Origin of the sequence: Lysinibacillus sp. G01H (genome assembly GCF_028872195.1) — a bacterium.
In the GTDB taxonomy this organism is placed as follows: domain Bacteria; phylum Bacillota; class Bacilli; order Bacillales_A; family Planococcaceae; genus Lysinibacillus; species Lysinibacillus capsici.
Genome location: NZ_CP118397.1, coordinates 3,715,102 through 3,738,916, shown reverse-complemented (window position 1 = coordinate 3,738,916; position 23,815 = coordinate 3,715,102). Strand labels below are relative to the sequence as shown.

Annotated in this window: 21 protein-coding genes, 1 other RNA gene and 1 pseudogene; 20 read left to right on the top strand and 3 right to left on the bottom strand. The window is 37.5% G+C overall.

The features are described from left to right. Nucleotides 1-136: 136 nt before the first annotated feature. Nucleotides 137-1,384, bottom strand: coding sequence for a transglutaminase domain-containing protein (locus tag PSR12_RS19025; RefSeq protein WP_221681194.1), 1,248 nt, complete (start codon nucleotides 1,382-1,384; stop codon nucleotides 137-139). Nucleotides 1,385-1,589: 205 nt separating this feature from the next. Here PSR12_RS19025 and secG point away from each other — a divergent pair, with 205 nt between their 5' ends. The 17 genes from secG (at nucleotide 1,590) to ssrA (ending at nucleotide 18,785) form a co-directional block, all read left to right on the top strand. Beyond that, nucleotides 1,590-1,817 carry a preprotein translocase subunit SecG gene (secG, locus tag PSR12_RS19020; RefSeq protein WP_004228101.1) on the top strand — a complete coding sequence of 76 codons (228 nt, stop codon included), beginning with the start codon at nucleotides 1,590-1,592 and terminating at the stop codon, nucleotides 1,815-1,817. 194 nt (nucleotides 1,818-2,011) lie between these two features. Beyond that, entirely contained in the window at nucleotides 2,012-2,758 is a 747-nt protein-coding gene (locus tag PSR12_RS19015) for an alpha/beta hydrolase (RefSeq protein ID WP_004228103.1), read from the top strand. A gap of 36 nt (nucleotides 2,759-2,794) precedes the next feature. After that, nucleotides 2,795-5,263: a ribonuclease R gene (gene rnr / locus PSR12_RS19010; protein WP_221681195.1), complete on the top strand. Its 2,469-nt coding sequence runs from the start codon at nucleotides 2,795-2,797 to the stop codon at nucleotides 5,261-5,263. 71 nt (nucleotides 5,264-5,334) lie between these two features. Beyond that, on the top strand, nucleotides 5,335-5,799 hold the full coding sequence (smpB, locus tag PSR12_RS19005; RefSeq protein WP_009373233.1) for an SsrA-binding protein SmpB: 465 nt from the start codon (nucleotides 5,335-5,337) through the stop codon (nucleotides 5,797-5,799). 236 nt (nucleotides 5,800-6,035) lie between these two features. After that, entirely contained in the window at nucleotides 6,036-7,451 is a 1,416-nt protein-coding gene (locus tag PSR12_RS19000; RefSeq protein ID WP_274770128.1) for an FAD-binding oxidoreductase, read from the top strand. Continuing rightward, nucleotides 7,438-8,778, top strand: coding sequence for a (Fe-S)-binding protein (locus PSR12_RS18995; RefSeq protein WP_237497365.1), 1,341 nt, complete (start codon nucleotides 7,438-7,440; stop codon nucleotides 8,776-8,778). Before PSR12_RS19000 ends, PSR12_RS18995 begins: the two co-directional genes overlap by 14 nt. 45 nt (nucleotides 8,779-8,823) lie before the next feature. Continuing rightward, the gene (locus PSR12_RS18990; protein ID WP_221681197.1) at nucleotides 8,824-9,924 is read left to right on the top strand and encodes a CdaR family transcriptional regulator; all 1,101 of its coding nucleotides are present in this window, start codon (nucleotides 8,824-8,826) and stop codon (nucleotides 9,922-9,924) included. Nucleotides 9,925-10,088: 164 nt separating this feature from the next. Further along, nucleotides 10,089-11,114 carry a DctP family TRAP transporter solute-binding subunit gene (locus tag PSR12_RS18985; protein WP_274770125.1) on the top strand — a complete coding sequence of 342 codons (1,026 nt, stop codon included), beginning with the start codon at nucleotides 10,089-10,091 and terminating at the stop codon, nucleotides 11,112-11,114. 11 nt (nucleotides 11,115-11,125) lie between these two features. After that, complete coding sequence (locus PSR12_RS18980) at nucleotides 11,126-11,623, top strand: TRAP transporter small permease (RefSeq protein ID WP_112116600.1); 498 nt, start codon at nucleotides 11,126-11,128, stop codon at nucleotides 11,621-11,623. After that, nucleotides 11,620-12,945, top strand: a complete 1,326-nt coding sequence (locus PSR12_RS18975; RefSeq protein WP_009373218.1) for a TRAP transporter large permease — start codon at nucleotides 11,620-11,622, stop codon at nucleotides 12,943-12,945. Before PSR12_RS18980 ends, PSR12_RS18975 begins: the two co-directional genes overlap by 4 nt. Nucleotides 12,946-12,959: 14 nt before the next feature. After that, nucleotides 12,960-13,709, top strand: a complete 750-nt coding sequence (locus PSR12_RS18970) for an SDR family NAD(P)-dependent oxidoreductase (protein WP_009373217.1) — start codon at nucleotides 12,960-12,962, stop codon at nucleotides 13,707-13,709. Further along, the gene (locus tag PSR12_RS18965) at nucleotides 13,702-14,178 is read left to right on the top strand and encodes a PCC domain-containing protein (RefSeq protein WP_054549532.1); all 477 of its coding nucleotides are present in this window, start codon (nucleotides 13,702-13,704) and stop codon (nucleotides 14,176-14,178) included. Before PSR12_RS18970 ends, PSR12_RS18965 begins: the two co-directional genes overlap by 8 nt. Before the next feature lie 12 nt (nucleotides 14,179-14,190). Beyond that, nucleotides 14,191-15,672 (top strand): class I adenylate-forming enzyme family protein, encoded by a 1,482-nt coding sequence (locus tag PSR12_RS18960; RefSeq protein ID WP_274770121.1) that lies wholly within the window; start codon nucleotides 14,191-14,193, stop codon nucleotides 15,670-15,672. Continuing rightward, entirely contained in the window at nucleotides 15,669-16,802 is a 1,134-nt protein-coding gene (locus PSR12_RS18955) for a thiolase C-terminal domain-containing protein (RefSeq protein ID WP_274770120.1), read from the top strand. Before PSR12_RS18960 ends, PSR12_RS18955 begins: the two co-directional genes overlap by 4 nt. 3 nt (nucleotides 16,803-16,805) lie before the next feature. Further along, a complete protein-coding gene (locus PSR12_RS18950) occupies nucleotides 16,806-17,114 on the top strand; it encodes a Zn-ribbon domain-containing OB-fold protein (protein ID WP_257520486.1) in 309 nt (102 codons plus the stop codon). 208 nt (nucleotides 17,115-17,322) lie between these two features. After that, nucleotides 17,323-18,246, top strand: a complete 924-nt coding sequence (locus PSR12_RS18945) for a DMT family transporter (protein WP_274770119.1) — start codon at nucleotides 17,323-17,325, stop codon at nucleotides 18,244-18,246. Between the two features lie 183 nt (nucleotides 18,247-18,429). Next, nucleotides 18,430-18,785, top strand: a transfer-messenger RNA (tmRNA) gene (gene ssrA / locus PSR12_RS18940). Nucleotides 18,786-18,906: 121 nt separating this feature from the next. Here ssrA and PSR12_RS18935 read toward each other — a convergent pair. Together PSR12_RS18935 and PSR12_RS18930 are read right to left on the bottom strand one after the other, a co-directional pair. Continuing rightward, nucleotides 18,907-19,044, bottom strand: a pseudogene (locus PSR12_RS18935) (tyrosine-type recombinase/integrase); the annotation flags it as partial. Nucleotides 19,045-19,334: 290 nt separating this feature from the next. Continuing rightward, the gene (locus tag PSR12_RS18930; protein ID WP_274770117.1) at nucleotides 19,335-20,444 is read right to left on the bottom strand and encodes a hypothetical protein; all 1,110 of its coding nucleotides are present in this window, start codon (nucleotides 20,442-20,444) and stop codon (nucleotides 19,335-19,337) included. 884 nt (nucleotides 20,445-21,328) lie between these two features. Between PSR12_RS18930 and PSR12_RS18925 the strand changes: the two genes are divergently transcribed. From PSR12_RS18925 to PSR12_RS18915, 3 genes are all read left to right on the top strand, one after another. After that, complete coding sequence (locus PSR12_RS18925; protein WP_274770116.1) at nucleotides 21,329-21,481, top strand: hypothetical protein; 153 nt, start codon at nucleotides 21,329-21,331, stop codon at nucleotides 21,479-21,481. 188 nt (nucleotides 21,482-21,669) lie between these two features. Beyond that, nucleotides 21,670-22,299: a hypothetical protein gene (locus PSR12_RS18920; protein ID WP_274770114.1), complete on the top strand. Its 630-nt coding sequence runs from the start codon at nucleotides 21,670-21,672 to the stop codon at nucleotides 22,297-22,299. 261 nt (nucleotides 22,300-22,560) lie between these two features. After that, the gene (locus PSR12_RS18915; protein ID WP_274770112.1) at nucleotides 22,561-23,490 is read left to right on the top strand and encodes a hypothetical protein; all 930 of its coding nucleotides are present in this window, start codon (nucleotides 22,561-22,563) and stop codon (nucleotides 23,488-23,490) included. The last annotated feature ends 325 nt before the right edge of the window (nucleotides 23,491-23,815 follow it).

Below are 23,815 nucleotides of genomic sequence, written 5' to 3'. Positions count from 1 at the left end.
TTAGATGAATTCAACTGTAAGTGTAAAGGAAGGGTGTAAAGCTAGCGTTAAAGGTTTGTTAATGAAATATGGTAATTATGTAAATGAAAGGGGAGAAAAGAATCTGTGTAAGGGTCACACAGATTCTTTTGGGGCATTACAAATTTTCCTGATGTTGTGCACCATCGATCGTTTCATAATATAAAATGTCTTCTTCAATGTACAAGTTGAGGACTTCATCTTCAAGTAAGACTTCTTCAGAGCCGTCCTGGACATTAATTTTTGTTAAATAACCGGCATTGTCATAGTCACTGCAATAAATGGAATCATCATAAGTAGCTAAATAATAGCATGCTGTTTCTGTAATTTGATTGTTTTCATTTGTGTCTAAATTATAGGAATAGACCATATTATCTTTGATATTATTATAATAAATCACATCATCGACAGTATGGGCATACCACATATCATGCATAAAATCATAATTGTTATTTGTAGCAGTAAAATAATTTTCATTAACCCATAAATGATCTTGGCTTAATTTTTCATCACTGACTAAAAAGTATTCATAGGAAATCGCATAAGGCTCCGCTGAATCCACGTCATTCCACGTTGTATCAAGATGATACCAATTGCCATCGATACTGACTAAATTCCAAGCATGCAGCTGATCCTCACTATAGCCATATACGTATTTCGCTTCTACATCCGAAGCTAATAGTAGGCGATAAGCTAGTAGAGCATAAGCTTGACATACCGCAGTTTCTTCGTTTATCAGCTCAAAAACCGTTTGTCCCTCAGTAGAGCCTTGTTCAGTATAAGTGGCTAACTGTACAACCGTATCATTAATGATTTTAGCACGTTCAAAATCTGTCATATCTGTCGAAATATACTGATCAGCAAAAGCCTCTACATATTGATCGACCTTTTGCTCCTTTTTGGCATCTGTTAAGTAATCAATCGACAACTCTACCAAATAGCCATTATCTATTTCCCAAGCCGTCCATTCATAAGTAAGAAAATAACCAGCTGTATAGGGATCGACGAAGGAAAGCAGGCTATTTAAGTCATTCAGCTGCACCTCAAAATCTTCGAAGTTTAGCTTCCCAGTATAAGGGACTTCAAAGTGCTGTTCAAACTTTGCTACTTGTTTTTCAACTTTTTTAGTGAATTGTAGTAAGGCAGGATCATCCTTAAATAATGAGGTTGAGAAAAGATCATTAGGTGAAAAAGAGGCAGATAGCGCTTTACTTTCTGGTTTCTTCATATCATTCTCTGTATCTTCTGCTAAGGTTGTGGTTGTTACATCCTCTTCCTCAAGAAGTAGGTCAATGGCCTTTGAGCATGCCGTAAGAAAGGGAATCATGCAGCATAGTACTAGCAGCGCTGTTATTTTTTTATTCATTTTCCCACCCTCCAAAAAAGTTCATTTTTGCCATTATAATTTAATTTGTAGGGAGTGACATCCACAAATAGTAGCACAAGTCGACAAGGATGGAAGCATGAGGCGGAAAATTTCCAGCAAAACATAAAGCGAAGTTTGTCATCACAACCTTTTTTTGTTATAATGTAGTCTGTTGTGATGTTTCAAAGTTCGGGAGGTGCAGTGAATGCATACAGTAGTATTAGTTTCATTAGTTATCGTATCATTAGCGTTAATCGTTGTGGTATTACTTCAATCTAGTAAAAGTGCAGGCTTATCAGGTGCCATCTCGGGTGGAGCTGAGCAACTATTTGGAAAGCAAAAAGCACGTGGTATGGATTTAATCCTTCACCGTGCAACAATTGTGTTAGCTATAGTGTTCTTTTTATTAGCAATCGCTATTACAAAAATCTAATAGTTGAAGATATATCGCCTAACCGAATTGGTTGGGCGTTTTCTTTTATCATTGTTAAATGGTAAATTCTCTCTCTGTAGTAAAAAATGAATGGTAACGCAATAACCAATGATCCGCTGGGCATCATCGAGATGACGAGATTGGGTATAGTATGTATATATGTATAAGTGTTGTAGAATGAAGGAGTGCTTACAGTGAACAAATCATTATCACAGCCATTTTTCTTTCAGGCAGGACCACGTGCTGTTTTATTATTACACGGCTTCACAGGAAGCTCTGCAGACGTACGAATGCTTGGTAGATTTTTAGAGAAAAAAGGGTATACTACATTAGCACCTCACTATAAAGGTCACGGTGTGGAACCAGAAGAACTAATCACAACAGGTCCAGCAGACTGGTGGCAGGATGTTATTGCCGCCTACAAACAGTTACAGGATGCTGGCTATCAGGAAATAGCCGTTGCTGGACTTTCATTAGGCGGTGTTATGGCATTAAACGTTGCATTAAATAATCCTGTTAAAGGCATTGTGACAATGTGTGCCCCTATGACAATGCGTACAACCGACGTTATGTTTGAGGGTGTCTTGAAATATGCAAGGGACTATAAAAAGTTCCAAGGGAAACAGGAAGAACAAATTGAAGCTGAAGTTGCAAGTATTGCTGACAAAGGCATGCCATCTCTACAGCAGCTTCGAGAATTTATAGCCCGCACTCGTCAAGAAATTGACATGATTTATGCGCCTATTTTCGTCGTACAAGCTACAAATGATGAAGTAATAGAGACAGAATCTGCCAACATTATATATAATCAAACTGAGTCACTTGAAAAGCACATCAAGTGGTATGAAAACTCAAAACATGTTATTACATTAGATCAAGAAAAAGATCAATTACATGAGGACATTTATCGCTTTTTAGAAAGCCTAAATTGGGCACAATAATATAAATAGGATTTTCTCATGAAGGAGGGAATATGTATGAAAGACCAAAAAGATACACTACAAAGTCGTTTACTCGATTTTTTCAGCACAGATGATTATAAACCACTAACAGTCGGTGAAATCGAGGATGAATTTGGCTTTGAGGATGCGGAGGAGTTCAAGGAGCTTGTGAAAACACTTGTCCGCATGGAAGGGCAAGGCTTAGTTGTGCGTTCCCGCTCCAATCGCTATGGCCTACCAGAGCGTATGAATTTGCTAAGAGGTAAATTTATCGGACATGCGAAGGGCTTTGGCTTCGTGACACCTGACGTCGAGGGCATGGATGATGTGTTCATTCCACCGCATGAAATTAACGGTGCCATTAACGGAGACATCGTTCTGATACGTGTTTTAAAGGAATCATTCGGTGATCGACGTGAAGGTACGGTTACAAAGGTCGTCGAGCGTGGTCAAACAAGCTTTGTCGGTACATTCCAGGCTAACCGTGGCTTCGGCTTTGTTGTTCTAGACGATAAAAAGCTACCAATGGATATCTTTATTGCCAAAGGAGATACATTAGGGGCTGTCGATGGACATAAGGTTGTTGTTGAGGTAGCAACATGGCCAGAGGATTTAAAATCTGCTACAGGCTATATTACAAAAATTTTAGGGCATAAAAATGATCCAGGTGTGGATATTTTATCCATTTTGTATAAGCATGACATTCCACCTGAATTCCCAGATGAAGTCATTGCTGCTGCACAGCGCGTGCCAGATGAAATTACAGAGGCCGATTTAGTAGGTCGTCGTGATTTACGTCATGAAACGATTGTGACAATTGATGGGGCAGATGCAAAGGATTTAGATGATGCCGTAACTGTAACGAAAAATGTAGATGGAACGTATAAGCTTGGCGTACATATTGCAGACGTAAGTTATTATGTAACGCAAGGCTCGGTCATTGACATTGAAGCTTACGATCGTGCGACAAGTGTTTATTTAACAGACCGTGTCATTCCAATGATTCCACATCGTTTATCAAATGGCATTTGTTCATTAAATCCACAGGTTGACCGTTTAACACTATCCTGTGAAATGATTATTGATGCGAATGGTAATGTGGTTGCACATGAAATTTTCCAAAGTGTCATTAAAACGACTGAGCGTATGACGTATAAGGACGTTTACAAGATTTTAGAGGAGCAGGATGAGGCACTAATTGAACGCTATGAGCCACTTGTTCCAATGTTTAAAAACATGGCTGAGCTGTCGGGCATTTTGCGCCGTAAACGCGAAATGCGAGGAGCCATTGACTTTGACTTCAAAGAATCCAAGGTGATCGTGAACGAAGAAGGATGGCCAGTTGATATTGAATTACGTGAACGAACAGTAGCGGAGAAATTAATTGAAGATTTCATGCTAGCTGCCAATGAAACAGTGGCAGAGCACTTCCACTGGATGAATGTACCGTTTATATACCGTATTCACGAAGATCCAAAGCCTGAGAAGCTTCAACGCTTCTTTGAATTTGTCACGAACTTCGGTATTTTAATTAAAGGTACTGGTAATACCGTTCATCCTAAGGCATTACAGGATGTATTGAAGGCCATTGAAGGTATGCCAGAGGAGCCTGTTATCTCAACGATGCTCTTACGTTCAATGCAGCAGGCGAAGTACTACCCTGAAAGTCTTGGACATTTTGGCTTATCAACGGATTTCTATACACACTTCACATCACCAATTCGTCGTTATCCTGACTTAGTTGTACACCGTTTAATTCGTACGTATTTAATTAACAAGGATACATCCAGAGAAACCATTGCACAGTGGAGTATGGCAATGGATGAAATTGCTGACCACACGTCTGAGCGTGAACGTCGTGCTGTTGATGCAGAACGTGATACAGACGCACTTAAAAAAGCACAATATATGTCCGACAAAATTGGCGAAGAATTCGAAGGGATTGTTTCATCCATTACAAACTTCGGTATTTTCGTGGAGCTACCAAACACCATCGAAGGACTTGTCCATATTAGCAATATGACTGATGATTACTACCGCTTCGATGATCGTCAAATGATTATGATCGGGGAACGAACGAATCGCCAATTCCGTATTGGGGATGAAGTGACAGTTCGTGTGGCAAATGTCATTATTGAGGAGTCATCCATTGACTTTGAAATCGTTGGAATGGTAACTTCATATGGACGAACACGCAAAGCAGCACCAACTGTTATTCATGCACGTAAAAATTACAGCGATAACAAAGGTGAACGAAGTCGCCGAAGCACACGCAGTGATGAGGAAAAAGGCGGACGTGGTGGCAATCGTAGAGGCGGTCGTCAAGAGGATGATCGTGGAACTCGTAGCACCAAGCAAGGTGAACGACGCGAAAGTGACCGGGATCCGCGTGGTCGCCGCAAAGATGACTCAAGCCCAGGTCCTAAAAAACGCGTGAAACAAAAGCAAAAGTTCTATGAGGGCATTGCCAAAAAAGGCAAAAAGAAAAAAACAAAACGTAAATAAGCCTAATCGAAAGTATTCATTGAAAGGGTGCTTTCGCTTAAGCTCAACCTTTTAAGTAGAGGGTGAAAGATATGGCAAAAGGTTCTGGTAAAGTATTAGCACAAAACAAAAAAGCAGGCCACGACTACTTCATCGAAGAAACAATTGAAGCAGGCATGGTCCTAACTGGCACAGAAATCAAATCCATCCGTGCAGGCAAAGTCCAACTGAAAGACTCCTTTGTCCGCGTCCGCAATGGTGAAGCATGGATCAACAATATGCACGTTAGCGCCTTCGAACAAGGCAACCGTTTCAACCACGATCCACTACGCACCCGCAAGTTGCTGCTCCACAAAAAGCAAATCGGCGAGCTAGTCGGTGCCGTAAAACGTGACGGCTACACAATCGTCCCATTGAAAATGTACATCAAGGATGGCTACGCCAAGCTCCTAATTGGCATCGGTAAAGGGAAAAAAGACTACGATAAGCGCAGCGACATGCGCAAAAAAGAAGCTAAACGCGAGATGGAACGTGCCTTCAAGGAACGCCAGCGTTAAAAAGGCTGATGAGAAAGCAGGCAAGTGCCACTTTCTCATCAGCTTTTTATATTTTATGGAAGAATAGTGTAAATTTTAGAAGTTGATTGGAATTTGTCCGATAACTTCTATTTTTTTGGTCTTATAACACAAAAAAATTAAAATTTATTACACTTTTTTATCTTACAAGACATATGTTTAGAAAATTCTAACAATTAAAATTGTAGTAATAAATATCTCAATTCGAGGTGAGCATTATGAATAAAACAGTAATCGAAAAAATTACGCATATTGTTGGTGAAAAATACGTAAAAAGCTCAACTGCACAGCTCTTAGCTTATTCCTATGATGCAACAGCAAACTTCCAGCGCTTACCTGATCTTGTTATTTCACCAGGGAATGCAGAGGAAATTGCGGAGGTTTTAAAAGTATGTAATGAATATAAGATTTCAATTATTCCTCGAGGCTCTGGGACAAACCTTGCAGCAGGAACGGTGCCTTACGATGGGGGCGTAGTGATTTTATTTAATAGAATGGATCAAATTTTAAATTTCGATAAGGAAAATTTAACGATTACAGTCCAGCCTGGCATTATATCTGAGAATCTTTGTACATTCGTCGAAGCACATGGTCTATTTTACCCTCCTGATCCAAGCTCAATGAGAATTTCTACAATTGGTGGCAATGTCAGTGAAAACTCAGGTGGCCTGCGGGGGTTAAAATACGGTGTAACAAAGGATTATGTGAAAGGGTTACAAATTGTTTTACCGAACGGAGATATTCTAGAAACAGGTGGCAAACTAGCAAAGGACGTAGCAGGCTATGACCTCACCTCATTATTTGTTGGAGCAGAGGGAACATTAGGTGTAGTAACAGCCATTACCTTAAAGCTTATCCCTTTACCACAATATAAAATGACGAGCATCGCATACTTTGAATCTTTAGAGGATGCAGCGAGAACAGTATCTAGTATTATTGCACATAAAATCATTCCAGTAACGCTAGAATTTCTTGATAAAAAAACAATTAGCGCCGTCGAGCAATACATGAAAATAGGTCTCTCAACAGATGTAGAAGCAATGCTCCTACTCGAGCAGGATGGTGAAATGTATCAAGTAGAACAAGATGTCAAAGAAATGGTACGAATTGCGGAAGAAAATGGTGCTCTTTTTACGCAAATTGCAAAAGATGCACAGGAAGCGGAGCAAATTAAAACAGCAAGACGTGTCGCCTTATCAGCATTAGCAAAATTAAAACCGACAGTTATTTTAGAGGATGCCACAGTACCACGATCAGAGCTGGCCAAAATGGTGAAGAGAATTAATGACATTTCCGAAAAGTACAAGGTTAATATTGCCACATTTGGTCATGCAGGGGATGGGAATTTGCATCCTACATGCTTAACAGACCTGCGAGATGAAGATGAGATGCACCGTGTGGAAGCGGCGTTTGCGGAAATTTTTGAGGCAGCACTTTCGCTAGGTGGCACGATTACAGGGGAGCACGGTATAGGTGAAATGAAAGCACCTTATTTAGAATGGAAGATTGGTCCTGTTGGTATTACTGTAATGAAAAACATTAAACAAGCCTTTGATCCAAACAATATTATGAATCCTGGCAAAGTTTTTGCAAAAGAGACGAAGAAAAGAGTGGTGGTAGATGGTGGCAACTAATGTTCAGCAGCAAATGCAACAATCCTTCGAGACGCATATCGATGAAAATTTATTACTGGACTGTATGAGATGCGGTTTCTGTTTGCCAAGCTGTCCGACATATCTTCATACAGAGCAAGATGAGGCCCAATCACCTCGTGGGCGTATTGCCTTAATGAAGGCGGTGCGTGATGGAATAGTCCCCTTTGATGCGTCCATTGAGAAGTCATTTGATTTATGTTTAGGATGTCGTGCTTGTGAGCCAGCATGTCCGGCTGGGGTACAGTATGGTGCTTTGATTGAGCAAACGCGTGAGGCGGTACAAGAAGTGAAGCACGCATCCCTCGTAGAAAAAACAACACGTACAATTGTTTTTAATAATCTTTTCGTCAAACAAAAAAATATGCAACATGCCGTCAGCCTACTGCATCTTTATCAAAAAACAGGCCTACAAAAGGCTGTGCGAAAAATTGGCTTTTTAAATTTATTCCCCAAGCATGTAAAAACAATGGAGGCATCTCTACCACCCATAGCAAGAAAAATACAGCCATTCAAACAGGTGAAACCAGCTACGATGAAGGTGGCCTTTTTTACAGGCTGTTTAATGGATACGCTTTATAAGGAAACAAACGATAAAACAGTATTCTTGCTACAAATGCTTGGTGTGGATGTTATTATTCCAGATAATCAAAGTTGCTGTGGGGCTCTGCATGGACATAGTGGGGAGCTAAAGCGTGGTAAGCAAAACTTAATTCGTAATGTAGAGCTATTTGATTCAGATGATTACACTTATATTGTTAATAATGCTGGTGGCTGTGGAGCTTTCTTGAAGGAGTATGAAAAGCATTTACAGAGTGATGATCAGTATCGTGAAAAGGCAATTCGATTTTCTGAGAAGACAATTGATATTTCAAGCCTGCTTGTCAAAGCTGGTCTGCTTGATTATTTAGCCACCTTGCCTCAGCAAGCAAAGCAAACACTTGTAACGTATCAGGATTCCTGTCATTTACGCAATGTCAATAAAGTCTTCAATGAGCCAAGAATGATTTTACAGGCACTACCAAATGTCCTTTTCACAGAACTGCCAAATGCCAACACTTGTTGTGGTTCAGCAGGAATATATAATTTATTGCAACCTGCATCAGCTAATGACATTTTAGCTACAAAAATGGCAACGATTAAGGCGCTACAGCCCACAGTTATCGTTACGGCCAATCCTGGTTGCTTGTTACAAATTCAATCTGGTATCCATAAGGAAAAGCTAGAATCAAGCATGTATGCCTCACATATTGTTGATTTTATCTACAAGAGCATAGAAAACTGTAGTAAAATAGCTAAAATATACTAAATTTTCGGCATAATCAGTATATTAATCTTTATGGGGGGTGGCACAATGTTTGATTTGCAAATAATTGGCACAAAAATTGTAAGAGAGCTTGGTGAGTTGATTGATCAAAATGTTGTTGTAATCGATCATAATGGATTTATTATTGCCAGCACAGACATGTCGAGGATGAATCAATTTCATGAAGGTGCTTTAATAGCCATGAAAAACAAAGAAGTCATGCATATGACGAAGGAGCTGTCGATTCAATTGAAGGGTGTGCGTGAGGGTCTTGTCATGCCATTAGTTATTGAAGATACATCAATTGGAGTAATTGGTGTTACTGGCCAACCTGCGGAAATAGAAAAATATGGGAAACTTGTTCAGAAAATTACACAGTTTTTTGTGGAAGATTTTTTAATGCACCGTAAAAAAGAACGAGAGACTAAAATGTTTGAGCTCTTCCTGCTAGATTTATTAAATGGTCAGGTAAATCAATTGTTGCTAGAGCAACGAGCAGAAATGTTAAATATTGATACAGAGCTCTACAATCGAATTATTATAATTCAATTGAATAAGAGAATCGATGAGAAGGGGGTGGATTATTTGCGTGCAATTCAAATAATCCATCCTCAATTACATATTTTTCAATGGAGCTTTGATAAGCTAGTGTTGCTTGTCCCAAAAATAACGCGTATTCATTTAGAGCAAACACTTCATTCATTTAACCGCAAACTTATAAAGCTATATGATGACGATATATTTATAGGTGTCGGCAACTCACATTCCTTCTTTGAGCTAAATGCATCCTACAATGAAGCAAATATAGCGTTAACGGTTGCTATAGAAAATAGACAAATAGTATTTGAAGAGGATTTGAAATTAGAGTTACTATTGTCCGACCTTGATGAACAAAAGGTTGGCCATTTCATCGGCAGAACAATTGGCTCTTTATTAGAGGAAGAAGAACTAATATACAATCTAGAAATGTGGCTAAAAAGTAAAGGGGGCTTACAGGAAATTGCTGATGCCCTTCATATTCATAAAAATACATTAAAATATCGCTTAAAAAAAATAGAAAAGCTTTTAAAGATTGATATAAATAATAATGAAAATAAATTGGAATTAATGATTGCTATTTTGCTGTTTCGAAAAAGAAAAAGCGTTTAATGAAATACTTAAAATGCTGTTATTTGTATGATTTTTATTTATTAGAGACAAAAATCACTCAATTATCATGTAACTTTTTATCCCCTAGGAATATATATTTAGATTTTTCGGAATTATAAAATAATTATAGAATCTAATATAAAAAGAGTAGGGGGATATATTTTATGAGGAAATTTTTAAAAGGGAGAAATCTTCTCTTGGCTATGCTCTTGATCGTATCAGCAATACTAGCTGCCTGTGGTGGTAGCAGTAGCGGGGATGCTGATGATAAAGAAAAGTCATATAAATTAAAAATGTCTGTCACAGTATCAGATTCATCAACATGGTATGAGGCAGCAAAAAAACTGGCAGATGATATGGATAAAGAAACAGATGGTCGCATTAAAATTGAAGTATTTACAAATGAACAATTATCTGGGGGAGATTCGGGTAAGGCTGTTGAAGGCTTAGCAAAGGGTTCAATCGATTTAACATTTAACTCTACGATTATTTATTCGATTTTAGATCAACGTTTTGGTGTGACAAGTGCACCTTTTTTACTTAAGGATCATTCAGAGGTAGATAAAGTGTTTAATGGAGAAGGGGGAGAAAAGCTTAAAGAACTTTTAGCTGAAAAGGGTGTACAAGCTTTAGGCTATGGAGAGAATGGTTTCCGTCAAATAACGAATAGTAAGCGTGAAATTAAGCTACCAGAAGATTTAAAGGGATTAAAGATTCGTATACCTGGTATTACCATGTACACAGATTTATACCGTTCATTAGGAACAGATCCTGCAACAATGACATTCTCAGAAGTGTTTACAGCATTGCAGCAAGGAACGATTGATGGGCAAGAAAATCCTATTGATGTTATTGCTTCGTCAAAGCTTGACGAAGTTCAGGATTACTTAACATTGTGGAACTATTCATATGATCCATTAGTGTTAGGTATGAATAAAAAGCTCTATGATTCTTTAAGTGATGCAGACCGTGAATTATTTGATCGACTAGGTAAAGAGGCAGCTGCATATCAAGTGAAAATTGCACGTGAAAAAGAAACATCACAAATTGAAGATTTAAAAGCTAAAGGAATGAATGTTTATACGCCAACAGATGCAGAATTGGAAGCGTTTAAAAAAGCTGTTCAGCCTATTTATGATAAATATACGGATATTTGGGGAGAAGATTTATTGAAAGCGTTTACGCCATAAGGGGGAAACATATGAAATTCTTAGACTATTTTGAAGAGATTATATTAAGCGTTACATTTGCAGCGATTACATTTATAACATTTGTAAACATTGTTTCTCGTAATTTAGTCAACTTATCCCTTTCTTTTACAGAAGAAATCACAGTTAATTTGTTAGTATTGCTTACATTTGTTGGTACAGCATTGGGTGTGCGTAGATACGCACACCTTGGTTTTACCTTATTGTTCGATAAAGGGAATAAGCTGACAAAAAAGGCGATTGTCATTATTTCATCAGTAGCAAGTGGCGTATTGTTTGCAGTATTACTTTATTACGGCATTGATATGGTATTGTTCCAAATGGAGATTAATCAAACAACACCGGCATTAGGAATGCCGCAGTGGATTTTATCTTCTGCCTTACCTTTAGGTGCATTACTATGTTTAATTCGTACAGTTCAAGCGATGGTTGAAGAATATAAAGCGGTAAGTAATGAAGGGAATGGAGCGGAAGGAGATGAGCTAGCATGATAGCATTATTACTTTTTGGCTCCTTTATCGTGCTCGTATTTTTAAGGGTACCCATTGCTGCGTCCTTAGCAGTAGCTTCAATGGTAGTGCTATTTACATCACAAGGGCTATCTGGATTTGAGGCATTAACAGATATTATGTATACGAGCGTGGCAAAGTTTACGCTATTAGCGATTCCATTCTTTATTTTAGCGGGTGTCATTATGGACCATATCGGAATTTCTAAGCGTTTAATCGATTTTGCACAAACATTAGTTGGACATCGTAAAGGTGGCATTGTACTTGTAACGGTATTAGTAGCGATTTTCTTCGCTGCTATTTCAGGGTCTGGTCCAGCCACAGTTGCTGCCATTGGAGGTATTCTCATTCCGGCAATGGTGAAAAACGGCTACCGTAAAGAAACTGCTGGGGGATTAGTGGCGAGTGCGGGTGCGATAGGTATTATTATTCCCCCATCGATTGCCTTCATTATTTTTGCAGTAGTAGCAGGAGATCAAATCCCTATTACAATTAACCGTCTTTTTATGGCAGGGGTTATACCAGGTATTTTAGTAGGGATCGGTTTATTTATTGCTGGAATGTACGTTCGTAAACGGGACATTAAAAAAGGTATTTTTAATGACTCTGTGGAAGCAGTTAAGCGAAAAAGTACAGGAAAAGAACGCTGGGATGCATTTATTAAGGCACTTCCTGGATTAATGATTCCTGTCATTATTTTAGGTGGAATCTATGGAGGGTTTTTCACACCAACAGAAGCGGCAGTTATTGCGGTTGTATATGGACTAATTGTAGGACTGTTTATCCATCGAAAAGGCTACATAAAAATGATGTATCGTATTTTTATTGAATCGGCGTTACAAACAGCAGTTGTAATGATTATCGTAAGTGCCGCCTCTGTCTTTGCCTATATTGTCACAACAGAGCAAATTGCCTCAACTATTTCAGATACCGTTTTAGGTTTAACAGATAATAAAATCATTATTTTACTACTAGTAAATATTATTCTATTAATTGCTGGTGCATTTATCGATGCCATTTCTGCGTTTTATATATTTGTCCCGATATTACTTCCAATTATGTTAATGCTCGATGTAGACCCGGCTGTATTTGGCGTGTTTATGACGATTAACTTAGCAATCGGCTTATTTACACCACCTGTTGGCTTGAATTTATATGTTGCTGCCAGTATTTCAAAGGCCAATATCGTTCAAATTTCAAAAGGGGTGGTCCCGTTTATTGTTGCTTCGGTTATCGTTTTATTACTTGTAACCTATATACCTTCTCTATCAACATTTTTACCAGATTTATTAAATATTAAATAGCAAAGGGGAAAACTATGATGACATTAAAAGATGATGTAGCGATTGTTACAGGAGCAGCAAGTGGTATTGGACAAGCAGTTGCGGTCCAGCTTTCAAAGCAAGGGGTACATGTTGTTTTAGTTGACTTAAATTCATGTGAGAAAACAATTGAAAAACTAGCACATGATAGCTATTTAGAATGCTTAGGAGATATTCGTGATGCAGAGTTTGTGAAAGCAACAGTCAATCGCACAGTTGAAAAGTATGGAGAGATTCATATCTTGGTGAACAATGCTGGGACATGTAGCCGAAAAAATATTGAAACAATGACTTTTGAGGAATGGTCGCGTGATCTTGATACGAACTTAAAAGCAACGTTTATGTTTACCCAGGCATGTGTGTACCCACATATGAAGGATGCACAATATGGTCGGATTATTAATATTAGCTCAGTTTCAGGTTTAAACGGCGGTGTTACCTCTGGCGAAGATGGTACAGGTCGCTCAGGTCCAGCTTATGCTGCATCAAAAGGAGGGGTTATTGCCCTTACAAAATGGGTAGCAAAAGAGCTTGGCCCACTTAATATTACTTGTAACTCCGTGGCACCAGGCGCAACCTTAACAGGTATTACAACAGGGGTTCCATACAATTTAGATCAGCAGGTTATTAAGCGTATCGGCACACCTGATGATATTGCAAGTGCTGTCTTATACTTTGCATCGAGGGAGGCTAGCTATGCAACTGCTCAGGTGTTAAAGGTAGATGGAGGGATTAGTATTGGATAATTCTCGTTGGCAAGCTTTGTATGACCGACCTACGGATAGAATTATCGGAAGATTGAAAGCAGGAACGGATTTATTTACTGGGATGAAAGAGGTTTGCAATCACTTTGGGGTAAAGGGAGGGCAATTTCAATGCATGGGATCCCTAAAGCAGGCTACCTATGTCCAAGTTCAAAGAGGTGAAAAGCAAGGGACCATTGTTTATTCACCAAAACGGCAAACTACCTCTCCGGTCGAACTTATTTCTGGTTTAGGGTTTATTGGGATAGATATGGAGACGAATGATTTAGATATTCATTTCCATGGATCTTTTGTCGATTGTGATCAACATTTTACTGGTGGTCATTTTCTTGAAGGAGAAAATGAAATCGCTATCACAGTCGAATTCATCCTCTATCCATTAAGAGAGGCGATACCGAAAAGACGGAAGGATCAACAATTTGGGGTTCTAATTTTTCATTTTGATGAATAGGGGGGAAGATAAATGAGTACAATTGGCCAATTAGCACTGAAATCGGCTCGAGCGTATCCAGATAAAATAGCAGTTAAATTCAAAGATCGTGCGATTTCCTATGCAGAATTAATGGAACGTGCCCATGCACTAACAGCTTATTTTAAAAGCCTTAACTTACAAAAAGGAGAGCGCGTAGGTATTTTAATGTCAAATAGATTAGAGCATATAGAGCTTGATGTAGCTGTTTCGTTATATGGTCTTATTAAAGTACCGCTTAATTACCGTTTGCATCCGAAAGAGCATGAGTATCAGGTAAAGGATTCAGGTATGAGTCTGATGATTGGTGAAAAGTCATTAATTGATCCGCTACAAATTGACTTTCCAATTCTTTATTGTGGAGAACCGTATGAGCTAGTAGTGAAACAGTTTAAAGGGCAGTCCCATGAAAATGAAGTGGAAGAAAATGATACGATGGCCATTATGTATACTTCAGGGACGACAGGTAATCCGAAAGGCGTTATGCTGTCACATCGCAATATGGTTAGTGGAGCCCTATCCTTAGCAATAGCGTGTGAAGTTGACTATACGGATATGCTCGGTCACGTCGCACCACTGACACACGGGGCAAACTTTTTAAGTCATGTGGCATGGCTCTATGGCCTAACACAAGTTATTTACGATAAATTTGAGCCAGAGCAATTTGTTCATTTATTAGAGCAGGACCGTATTTCAATCATTTTCCTAGTCCCAACGATGGTCAACCTTATGATTCAGCACGATCAGTTCGACCCACAGAAGCTTCGTACCATTAAATCGATTAATATGGCAGGCTCACCGATCGCTGCTGCTAAGTTGCAAGAGGCACTAGATAAAGTAGGAACAAAATTTGTAGAAACCTATGGTCAAGTAGAGGGACCGATGTGCATTTCGATGATGCCACGCGAAGATTTACTATCCCGCCTTGATTCATGTGGTAGAGTTGGACCATTTGTTGATGTGAAAATCGTGGATGCTGAGGGCAATGAATGTCCAGTAGGAGAAATAGGCGAAATTACGGCAAAGGGCCCGCTTATTATGCAAGGCTATTGGAATAACGAAAAGGCGACTGCTGAAACATTACGTGATGGCTGGCTTCATACAGGCGATTTAGGCAAGCTAGATGCGCATGGCTACCTATCGATCGTGGACCGTAAAAAGGAGGTCATTATTTCAGGTGGTGTAAATATCTATCCGCGAGAAGTAGAGGAAGTGTTGAACAGGCATGAATTCGTCAAGGAAACATGTGTAATTGGTATTCCAGATGACAAATGGGGCGAATCCATTATCGCCTATGTCGTGCCAAACGGCCGTGGGGAAATTGAGAATGATGCCTTAATCGAGCTTTGTCAGCAACATTTAGCGAGCTTTAAAAAGCCAAAAGAAATTTTCGTAGTAGAAGCCCTACCAAAAAGCTCCTACGGGAAGATTTTAAAACGGGAGCTAGTAAAACAACATATGGAGGTGACACAGTGACGGTATATGTTCATAGTGTAAGCATGACGAAGTTCGGTAACAATGAAAATGCTTCATTAAAGGATTTAATGCTCACTGCTAGTAAAGAGGCGCTAGATGAGGCAAGAGACTTAAAAATCGATGCGGTTTTTGTTGGTAACTATATGGGAGGTAGCTTAGCCAATCAAGAAATTCTAGGTGCGATCGTAGCAAATGACCTAGGGCTCGGATCCATTCCTACAGCCAAATTAGAAGGTGCCTGTGCATCAGGTGGTATTGCATTACGGCAAGGTATTTTAGGTATATTAAGTGGCGAATATGAAAGCGTTTTAGTTGTCGGTGTAGAAAAAATGAAGCATGCCCCAACCGCCACTGTCACGCAATTTATTAACTCTGCAATGGATCAGACGACAAACGAACGTTATGCGGGTCTAACTTTCCCAGGATTTTTTGGTGTAGTCGCAAACCGCTACTTCCATGAGACAGGTGCAAATAAATCCCATTTAGCAAAATTAGCGTTGAAAAACCGTGAAAATGCATTACAAAATCCATTAGCCCAATTCCAAAAACCAGCAACACTCGAAGAAATAATGAATGCACGCATGATTACAGATCCACTTGGTTTATTCGATTGTTCACCCATTACAGATGGAGCAGCAGCAGTTGTGTTATCTCGTAAACCATCAGATATTAAAATAGTAGCATCTGCACAGGCTTCAGGACCGACAATGATGCAGGATGCCATTGATTTACTATCATTACCAGCGATTCGCATTTCAGGTCAGCAAGCCTATGAAAAAGCAGGGGTTGGTCCTGAGGATATTGATGTTGTGGAAATTCACGATTGCTTCTCCATGACTGAAATGCTGGCCATTGAAGAGCTTGGTTTTTTCCCGAAATTAGAAGGCTGGCTAGCTATTGAGCAAGGAAAAACGCGCGTGAACGGAGAAAAGCCTGTCAATACAAGCGGAGGTCTATTATCGAGAGGACATCCTATTGGCGCAACAGGTGTGGCGCAGTTTTACCAATTAGTACTACAATTACGTGGATACGCGCCAAACCAGCTAGAAAAACGACCGCGGTTAGCACTTGCACAAAATTTAGGTGGTACTGGTTCTTATTCGGTTGTCCACATATTAGAAAGGGTGTAGCAGATGAAGGTTTATGAATGCTGTGGTGTAGAGTCAGTAACGAAAAAAGTGTATTGCAGCACCTGCCGCCAAGAAATTAAAAACGAACGAGAAGTCCCAGATGAGGGAACCGTGTACAGCTTTACGATCATTCAGATTGCACCAGCAGAATATGCCCATTTGGCACCGTATTCTGTGGCACTAGTCCAGCTAAAGGATTCAACAGCCAAGCTAACAGTGCGCATTCAAGAAAATGTCCAAATCGGTGACCTCGTACAGCTTGATGAAATGAAAGATGGAACATACATTTATCAAAAGGTGAGAAATGCTTAAGGATGAGTATGAAGTATGGTAGGCTGTTTGGAAGGCGATGTCTTTCCTGGCGGCCTACTTTCTTATGAATAGTCTACTAGACTTATTATAAAAGCCCCTTTATTGTGGCAAATTTCAATTTGGATCCTGCTGCAGGTGTTAGCCTGTTGTCTCATAGAACATAGAGAGGCTTCTTATCTTGCGATCGAATAAAACAGGAGGTGATGACATGGCAAATGCAAAGGTTTATTCCATTTTAATTTTCGTTATGTTTCTTTGGGGCATGAACGTTACATGGCTAAAAGTGATTGTTTCCAATGGCGATCCATTAACGATACAAACGGCGCGTATTTTTCTTGCAGCTATTACGATTTTTATTATTTTAAAGCTAACGAAGCAGCCGCTTTATAGAAAGGGGATGCCATTTAAGTACATATTCATTGGTTGTTTTTTCGGCGTCATTTGTCACCATGTCTTTTTAGCATATGGCATCGTTCAAACAACAGCCATGAAAACAGCCATTATTAGTGGCCTCAGCCCACTTTTTACGGCACTTATTGCCGTACTATTTAAAGACACGGTTATGACAAAATCAAAATTAATTGGCTTTGCACTGGGTGGAGTTGGCGTGCTATTCGCAGTGGTAGACGACATTACCGAGCTAACGAATTTACAGCTAGGTGATTTTCTCGTCTTTATGTCATTCTTTTTGCAGGCCTTTAGCTTTATTGCCATTCGCCGTGCCACGGAAGTCATCTCTCCCATGCTGATGACAGGCTGGATGCTTCTCATAGGCTCATCACTCTTATTAATTTTCACATTCGCTACAAGCTTTCGAAGCTATGGGGCATTCTTATCCTTCAGTCCGATCATATGGCTCGTATTTTTCATGTCCGCCATTTTAGCCACTTCGATCGGACATACACTATATAACTTATGTATAAAACACATTGGTGCAGCGGAATCCGCTATTTTTGTGAATTTCAATACCATATTCGCACTAATTGGAGCGGCCTTATTTTTACATGAAATCATTACACTGCAACAATTTATCGGCAGTTTAATTATTATTTCAGGCGTTATAATAGGCACAAGCAATTTAGAGGAAAGACTTCTTCAAAGGAAAAAAAATCGCGATAAACAAGAATGTTAGAAAAGTAGAGATGTTCAACTTTTCCTAAGCTTCTATAAGAACGCTGATCTAACTTATAAAGTGTCTCTACTTGATGTTTTAAGCTATTTATTTTATAATAGTAACACATGCCAGTGAGCATCTACTCATACGATGTTCATTTACAACCTGCCTTGTGCAGCGTTGTCCGAACGGATTATATCCGGGGACGTTACGGATTCGACAGGGATGGTTCAAGCTTTGGTCGCGCGTCGGAGGGCTCGGCTCCGTCATCAACGACAGTTATATAATAACTGGCAAACAACAAAACTTAGCTTTCGCAGCGTAAGCTCGTAAGCGCTCTGCCTCTCTATCGCCCATGTAGAGAACGTGGGGCCCAACTTTAGTGGGATACGGTCGATGGTGCCACCTGAGTCATCGGCAAGAGATTTCCAGGTTAGCGTACAGGACGCCTGTTTGTCGGCATAATGTTACGTGAATCGTAAATAGGCAAACTACACGCGTAGAAGCTGAAGTATTGGAGTTTCTGGACGCGGGTTCGACTCCCGCCGTCTCCATTTTACAATTTCATTGAGTTTCAATGAACGTCAAAACCCTTGTATATCAAGGGTTTTTTATTTTGTCCATGTCATATAGTTTCATTGAGTATCAAACGAACGTAGTCAAAGCGTAGTCGCTCAACTACATTTCAATGTAGCTGGCGAACTTCTGTATAGCTTCTTCTTTCGCTTTCTTAGTAACGTGTGCATAGATGTTCATTGTCGTTTGTACATCACTATGACCTAAACGATCCTGTACTTCCTTCAAACTAGCCCCCGCAGAGGGAGTTTTTCATAAAGGAAATACCCACCAGAACTACAAATTATTTTGATTATCTGGTTTATCCTGATAAGAAGGAACATATTTTCTCACAAAATATAATGCTTCAATCCATAATATACTACTGGTTTATACTTAAATCGCTCTTCATTGATGATTTTATTTTTATGTAAATCTAATAATTCCTTATCTACCTTTGTTCATTTTTTTAGACATAGCAAGTCTTTTCTACCTCAATGGTTAATTTCACATTTACATAAAATTAATTTGATTCGCCAAAACGTTCACAGTTAAATAAATCCTTCATCATCATAATCTTCCACTAAATCTTGATGACCATTCTCAATTATTACATCTTTCCTAGATTTATATGGGATACTTAATGCTAATTCCCAACGGAAAAAAACAATTTCGTCTTCTGGGTATCCGACACCATTTATTAAATTTGCAATCTCAGGATTTATAATAAATCTATAGTGAGTATAAATTCCATCTCTTTTATAATACAATCTAAAATATTCATTATGTATACGTCCACTTATTTGTATTAAAACTATAGTTGGGTAAAATACACTAGCAAAAACAAAATAATCCGTCATAGATTTGTGTAAAAACTCGGAATATTGTTCGTGTAATATTTTATTTGGAATATCATTTTGATGACTTGGAAAGATTAAATGCATGCTATTCAAACTAGATAAAACATGTAAATTATTATCTCTAGCAATAACAGTTACTAGATGATAGTCCATTAAATCTATGTTATATAAATAATATGTCGTATCTTTACACCAATGAATACCTTCATTATCGAGCCTTAATCCGAATATAAGTCCTCCAACTCCTAGATTCATCATGTTTTCTTTTAAAGAATAGATTTGCAAAATAACTACAGTAGAAGCTAATGATTGATTTGGTGATGCACCTTTTTCTAAGTTTTTGTTACGAATAAATTCATTTCTATATGACCAAGATTCACTGGATGTACCTGAACCAATTTGACAATATTCTTTATCTATAAGATTTTCTCCATCAAAGTGTAGTAGTACTGGAATATTACTTTCAATATACCCAATTAAAAAATCTGCATCGAAATTACTTAAAGAGTTCTTAATGGTTTCAAATGCCTCACTAACATTAATACCGCACTCCAGTTGGGTTGATAAAAGTTCTAACATTCCGTTAATTGTAATTAAATTTCCAGCATAACAGATTATATACGAGTTATTAATCGTTTGAAGTTTCAATGTGCCCTCATATACATAATTTTTTCCACGTTTTTCGTGAATGTCACCAAAGCTTGAGGACTCTAATTCAGTATCTAAAACACTTGATGATACAGCAGAATCCGCTACCATATATACATTTTTTTTATCTTTCCACGCTAAACAATAAGTCATATTATCCCTCCTAATTAAATATACCTTATATCATTTATGATTATCATGTCTATGTCCTGAATTGACGATTATCAATCTAATTTTATGTGGGGTATGAAAAGATACATATCAAAAAGAATTTAATTTAACTTTAAGTATTTAAATTAGATTTTAGTTATTCAATATTTATCGCCTATTAAATACTAATTGGTTATTTTAAGGGATGAAAGCAATAATACGTTTTCAGAAGTATTAGAAAAGAAGTAAGGAGGAAAGTACCGCTGCATAAAATAGCCTATGAAATAATATGGTTTATAAATGATGAAATAGATGAAGAGATAGTGCCACTGAATATTATTTCAAATTTAGCAGAGCCAGTTAATTGTGACAGTGCATATTATATGTTGATTGTCATTGGAACATCTGTCTATTTGCGTTATCCTAACTAGGAAGATTACTTTAATTCTCTCAAAGAACGAATCAATATAATATACCTCCCTGTATTTTTCTTTTGGACACATCATACACACGTACTAAGGGTAACAATGAAAAAGAAAATTTATCGATTTGAGTTTATCTCACTTACTTAATTGCTCCCCGCAACTCATTTTTTATTAAGCGTAGTCAAAAGCGTAGTCAAACACTTTTAACAGTAGCTTTAAACCCTTATAAAAGCTGGTATTACAGTGCTTTTATAAGAAGTGGCTTCGACTCCCGCCGTCTCCATACATAAAGTGGCTACAAACGTAGTCATATCAACGGTTTTAGAATCTAGGGATATTGAACGGGAGTTGAACTCTTGTTGAATATCCCTTTTTTCATCCCTAGAGATAATTAACATATTTATAGCGGATTTTTGTTCATAGACCTTCTAATTCAAACAATGAATTGGGAGGTTTTTTTGTATGTCTAGAGGTAGAAAGCATGGTGTATTTGCAGTAAGTGGTGATGTAGTCGCTATATCGAACAAGCGAAAAGAATTAAGAAAAGATGATAAAGAAATTCAGAAAGCACTTGAAACGATTTTTCATCAAATGTGTATTGCTTGCTGGCAATAGACAACGCACAATTGAAAGCTACGAGTATATTTGTATTTGATATAGAAAAATTTTATATGCATGGGCATAATGAGTTGCATTTTTGATTAACTAAAACTAAATAATTAATAAATTTACTATAATTGTATTTTATATATTGGGTACATGGTATATTAGTTATGATTAAAAAGATTTAAGAGGTGTTACGAATGTCATTTTTAGAGCTTCAAATACCAGTACAAGTAGCGATTATAACGGCTTCTATAGGAGCAATTACGCTGTTTTTAAATACTCTACTTGGGAAGTTAAATCTAACTAGCCTAAAACAGAGGAGATATATTGATACTGTCAGTAAAGAAAGAATAGAGTGGTTGAATAAAATCCGAGAAAGTTTTGTTGAATACACAACACTTACTTCAGAATTGACATTGCTTGTAACCTTTTATGATTTAGGCGAAATGACAGTTGAGGATAGGAAAGGACAAAAATATTTCGATAATTTACTTCAATTAGAAGGAGTGAAGCAAAAAATCTATTTGTTACTAAATCCAAAAGAAGTTTATGCTGCAAAGCTCTATTCACTTTCTAACGAAGTAATAAAATTACTATTAAAACACGTTAATACACCAATAGCTGATAACAGTGATGAATTAAATAATTTAAATGCTAACATAAAATTTATCCAACAAGTAATTCTAAAAGCTGAATGGAAACGAATCGTAATAGAAATAGAGAAAGGTAAAAAATTAGAATCAGAAGAAGTGAGTGAAATTTTCCAAGATATTGCTAAGCATATTGATAAAGAACGAAATGAAAAACTCTTTCCTAAAAATTCGTAATAGCAACAAGGAGTAAACAAATTTTTAGGAAAACTTTCTATTGGTATCCAATATGCAACGACATCAACTGCGATTGCAACGCATTCTGAATACGGTGTTTATCCAAATGTTGAATATTCAGCGTTAATTCATTATAAAAAGTAAGTCCCATTATGCGTAGTAACTGCTAGTCTAGTCGATTAGCAGTTTTTTATTGACTAATAAAGAAGGATAACCTTTCTTTTTTGTCGAATCATGCTAAAAATTGAAGGGAGTTTGAATATGTTTTTTAATTTATTTAGAAGAAAAAATAACGAAGAAGATACGATAAATATGCAAGAGGATGTGAAACAATTACGCGAAACTACTAAAACGAAAGTTAGTTCTGAAATACCATTCGAGGACAAGATAATTTATTTACTAAAAGGAAAAGAAGCAGCATTTCCTAGAGGTTTTGAGAAAGAAAAATATTTCACAGTAGCTAAAGAAGTTTATGAATCAAGTAACGCAAAAGATGTTATCAATAAAGTTGAAATTACCAATTTAAATGGAGATGCAGGACATTGTTTATCTAAAATAAAAAACAATAGATTGCATATAACGATAAGAATTGATTCTTTTAAACTAGGTATTGTAAGTCATAGTGGATTTATTGACGAATATAGTGATGAAAAATGTAATGTATTCACAAATATCTTAGCACATGAATTAGTACATGCAGAAGATGATAAGCGTATAGTGGATACATTCGGCATAGAAGAATATGAAAAAATCCGCATTAACACTGTGGCGTGCTTTGGAAAAGTGATTTTGAGTGAATATTCTGCATGTAGAAAGACAGCACTACAATATGGAGATTTTGAATCACCTGAGAATATTGAAGGAGTTATTGTAGCTTATTATTGGACATTACCTAATGTCTCTGAAAAGAATTTAGAAAATCGAGAAACTAAGGATTTTGTATATGCCTTGAGATTGAACTATGCTATAGCGACACGCTGTGCCTTTGCAGATGTTTCTCAAGAAAAAGAAGAAGGTTTATATATATCTTCAAATCTCAAATATCATAAAGAATATACAAAATATATTTTATCAGTAAGGAATCTACTAAGAACTAATTATGAAAAACAACCATTAGATGAAGAAGAATATCAAAAATTAGGACAACAGATTATGAGCGAGTTAGCTACAATTTACTCTATGAATAATTAAGAAGAATTGTTCCATATTACTCAATAAACGTTACTCATATCGAGTAGCGTATTTTTATTGGAAATTTTATATGTAATTGTATGAAACGCTATGAATTAAAGGCACATTTAGGCATACCAAGTTACATTTTTGAAGGTGCTGGTTACATATTTGCCTATGCTGGTTACATCCATTTTTCACGAAATATTAATTGTGACATACATACTTAATTTAAGATAGGGCTTATAAACGTTGATATATCAAGGTTTATAGCATTAACTTTATAAAATACTATATAATATTACTTACAATGGATAATAAATAGATATGGGTTACACCATTTTGA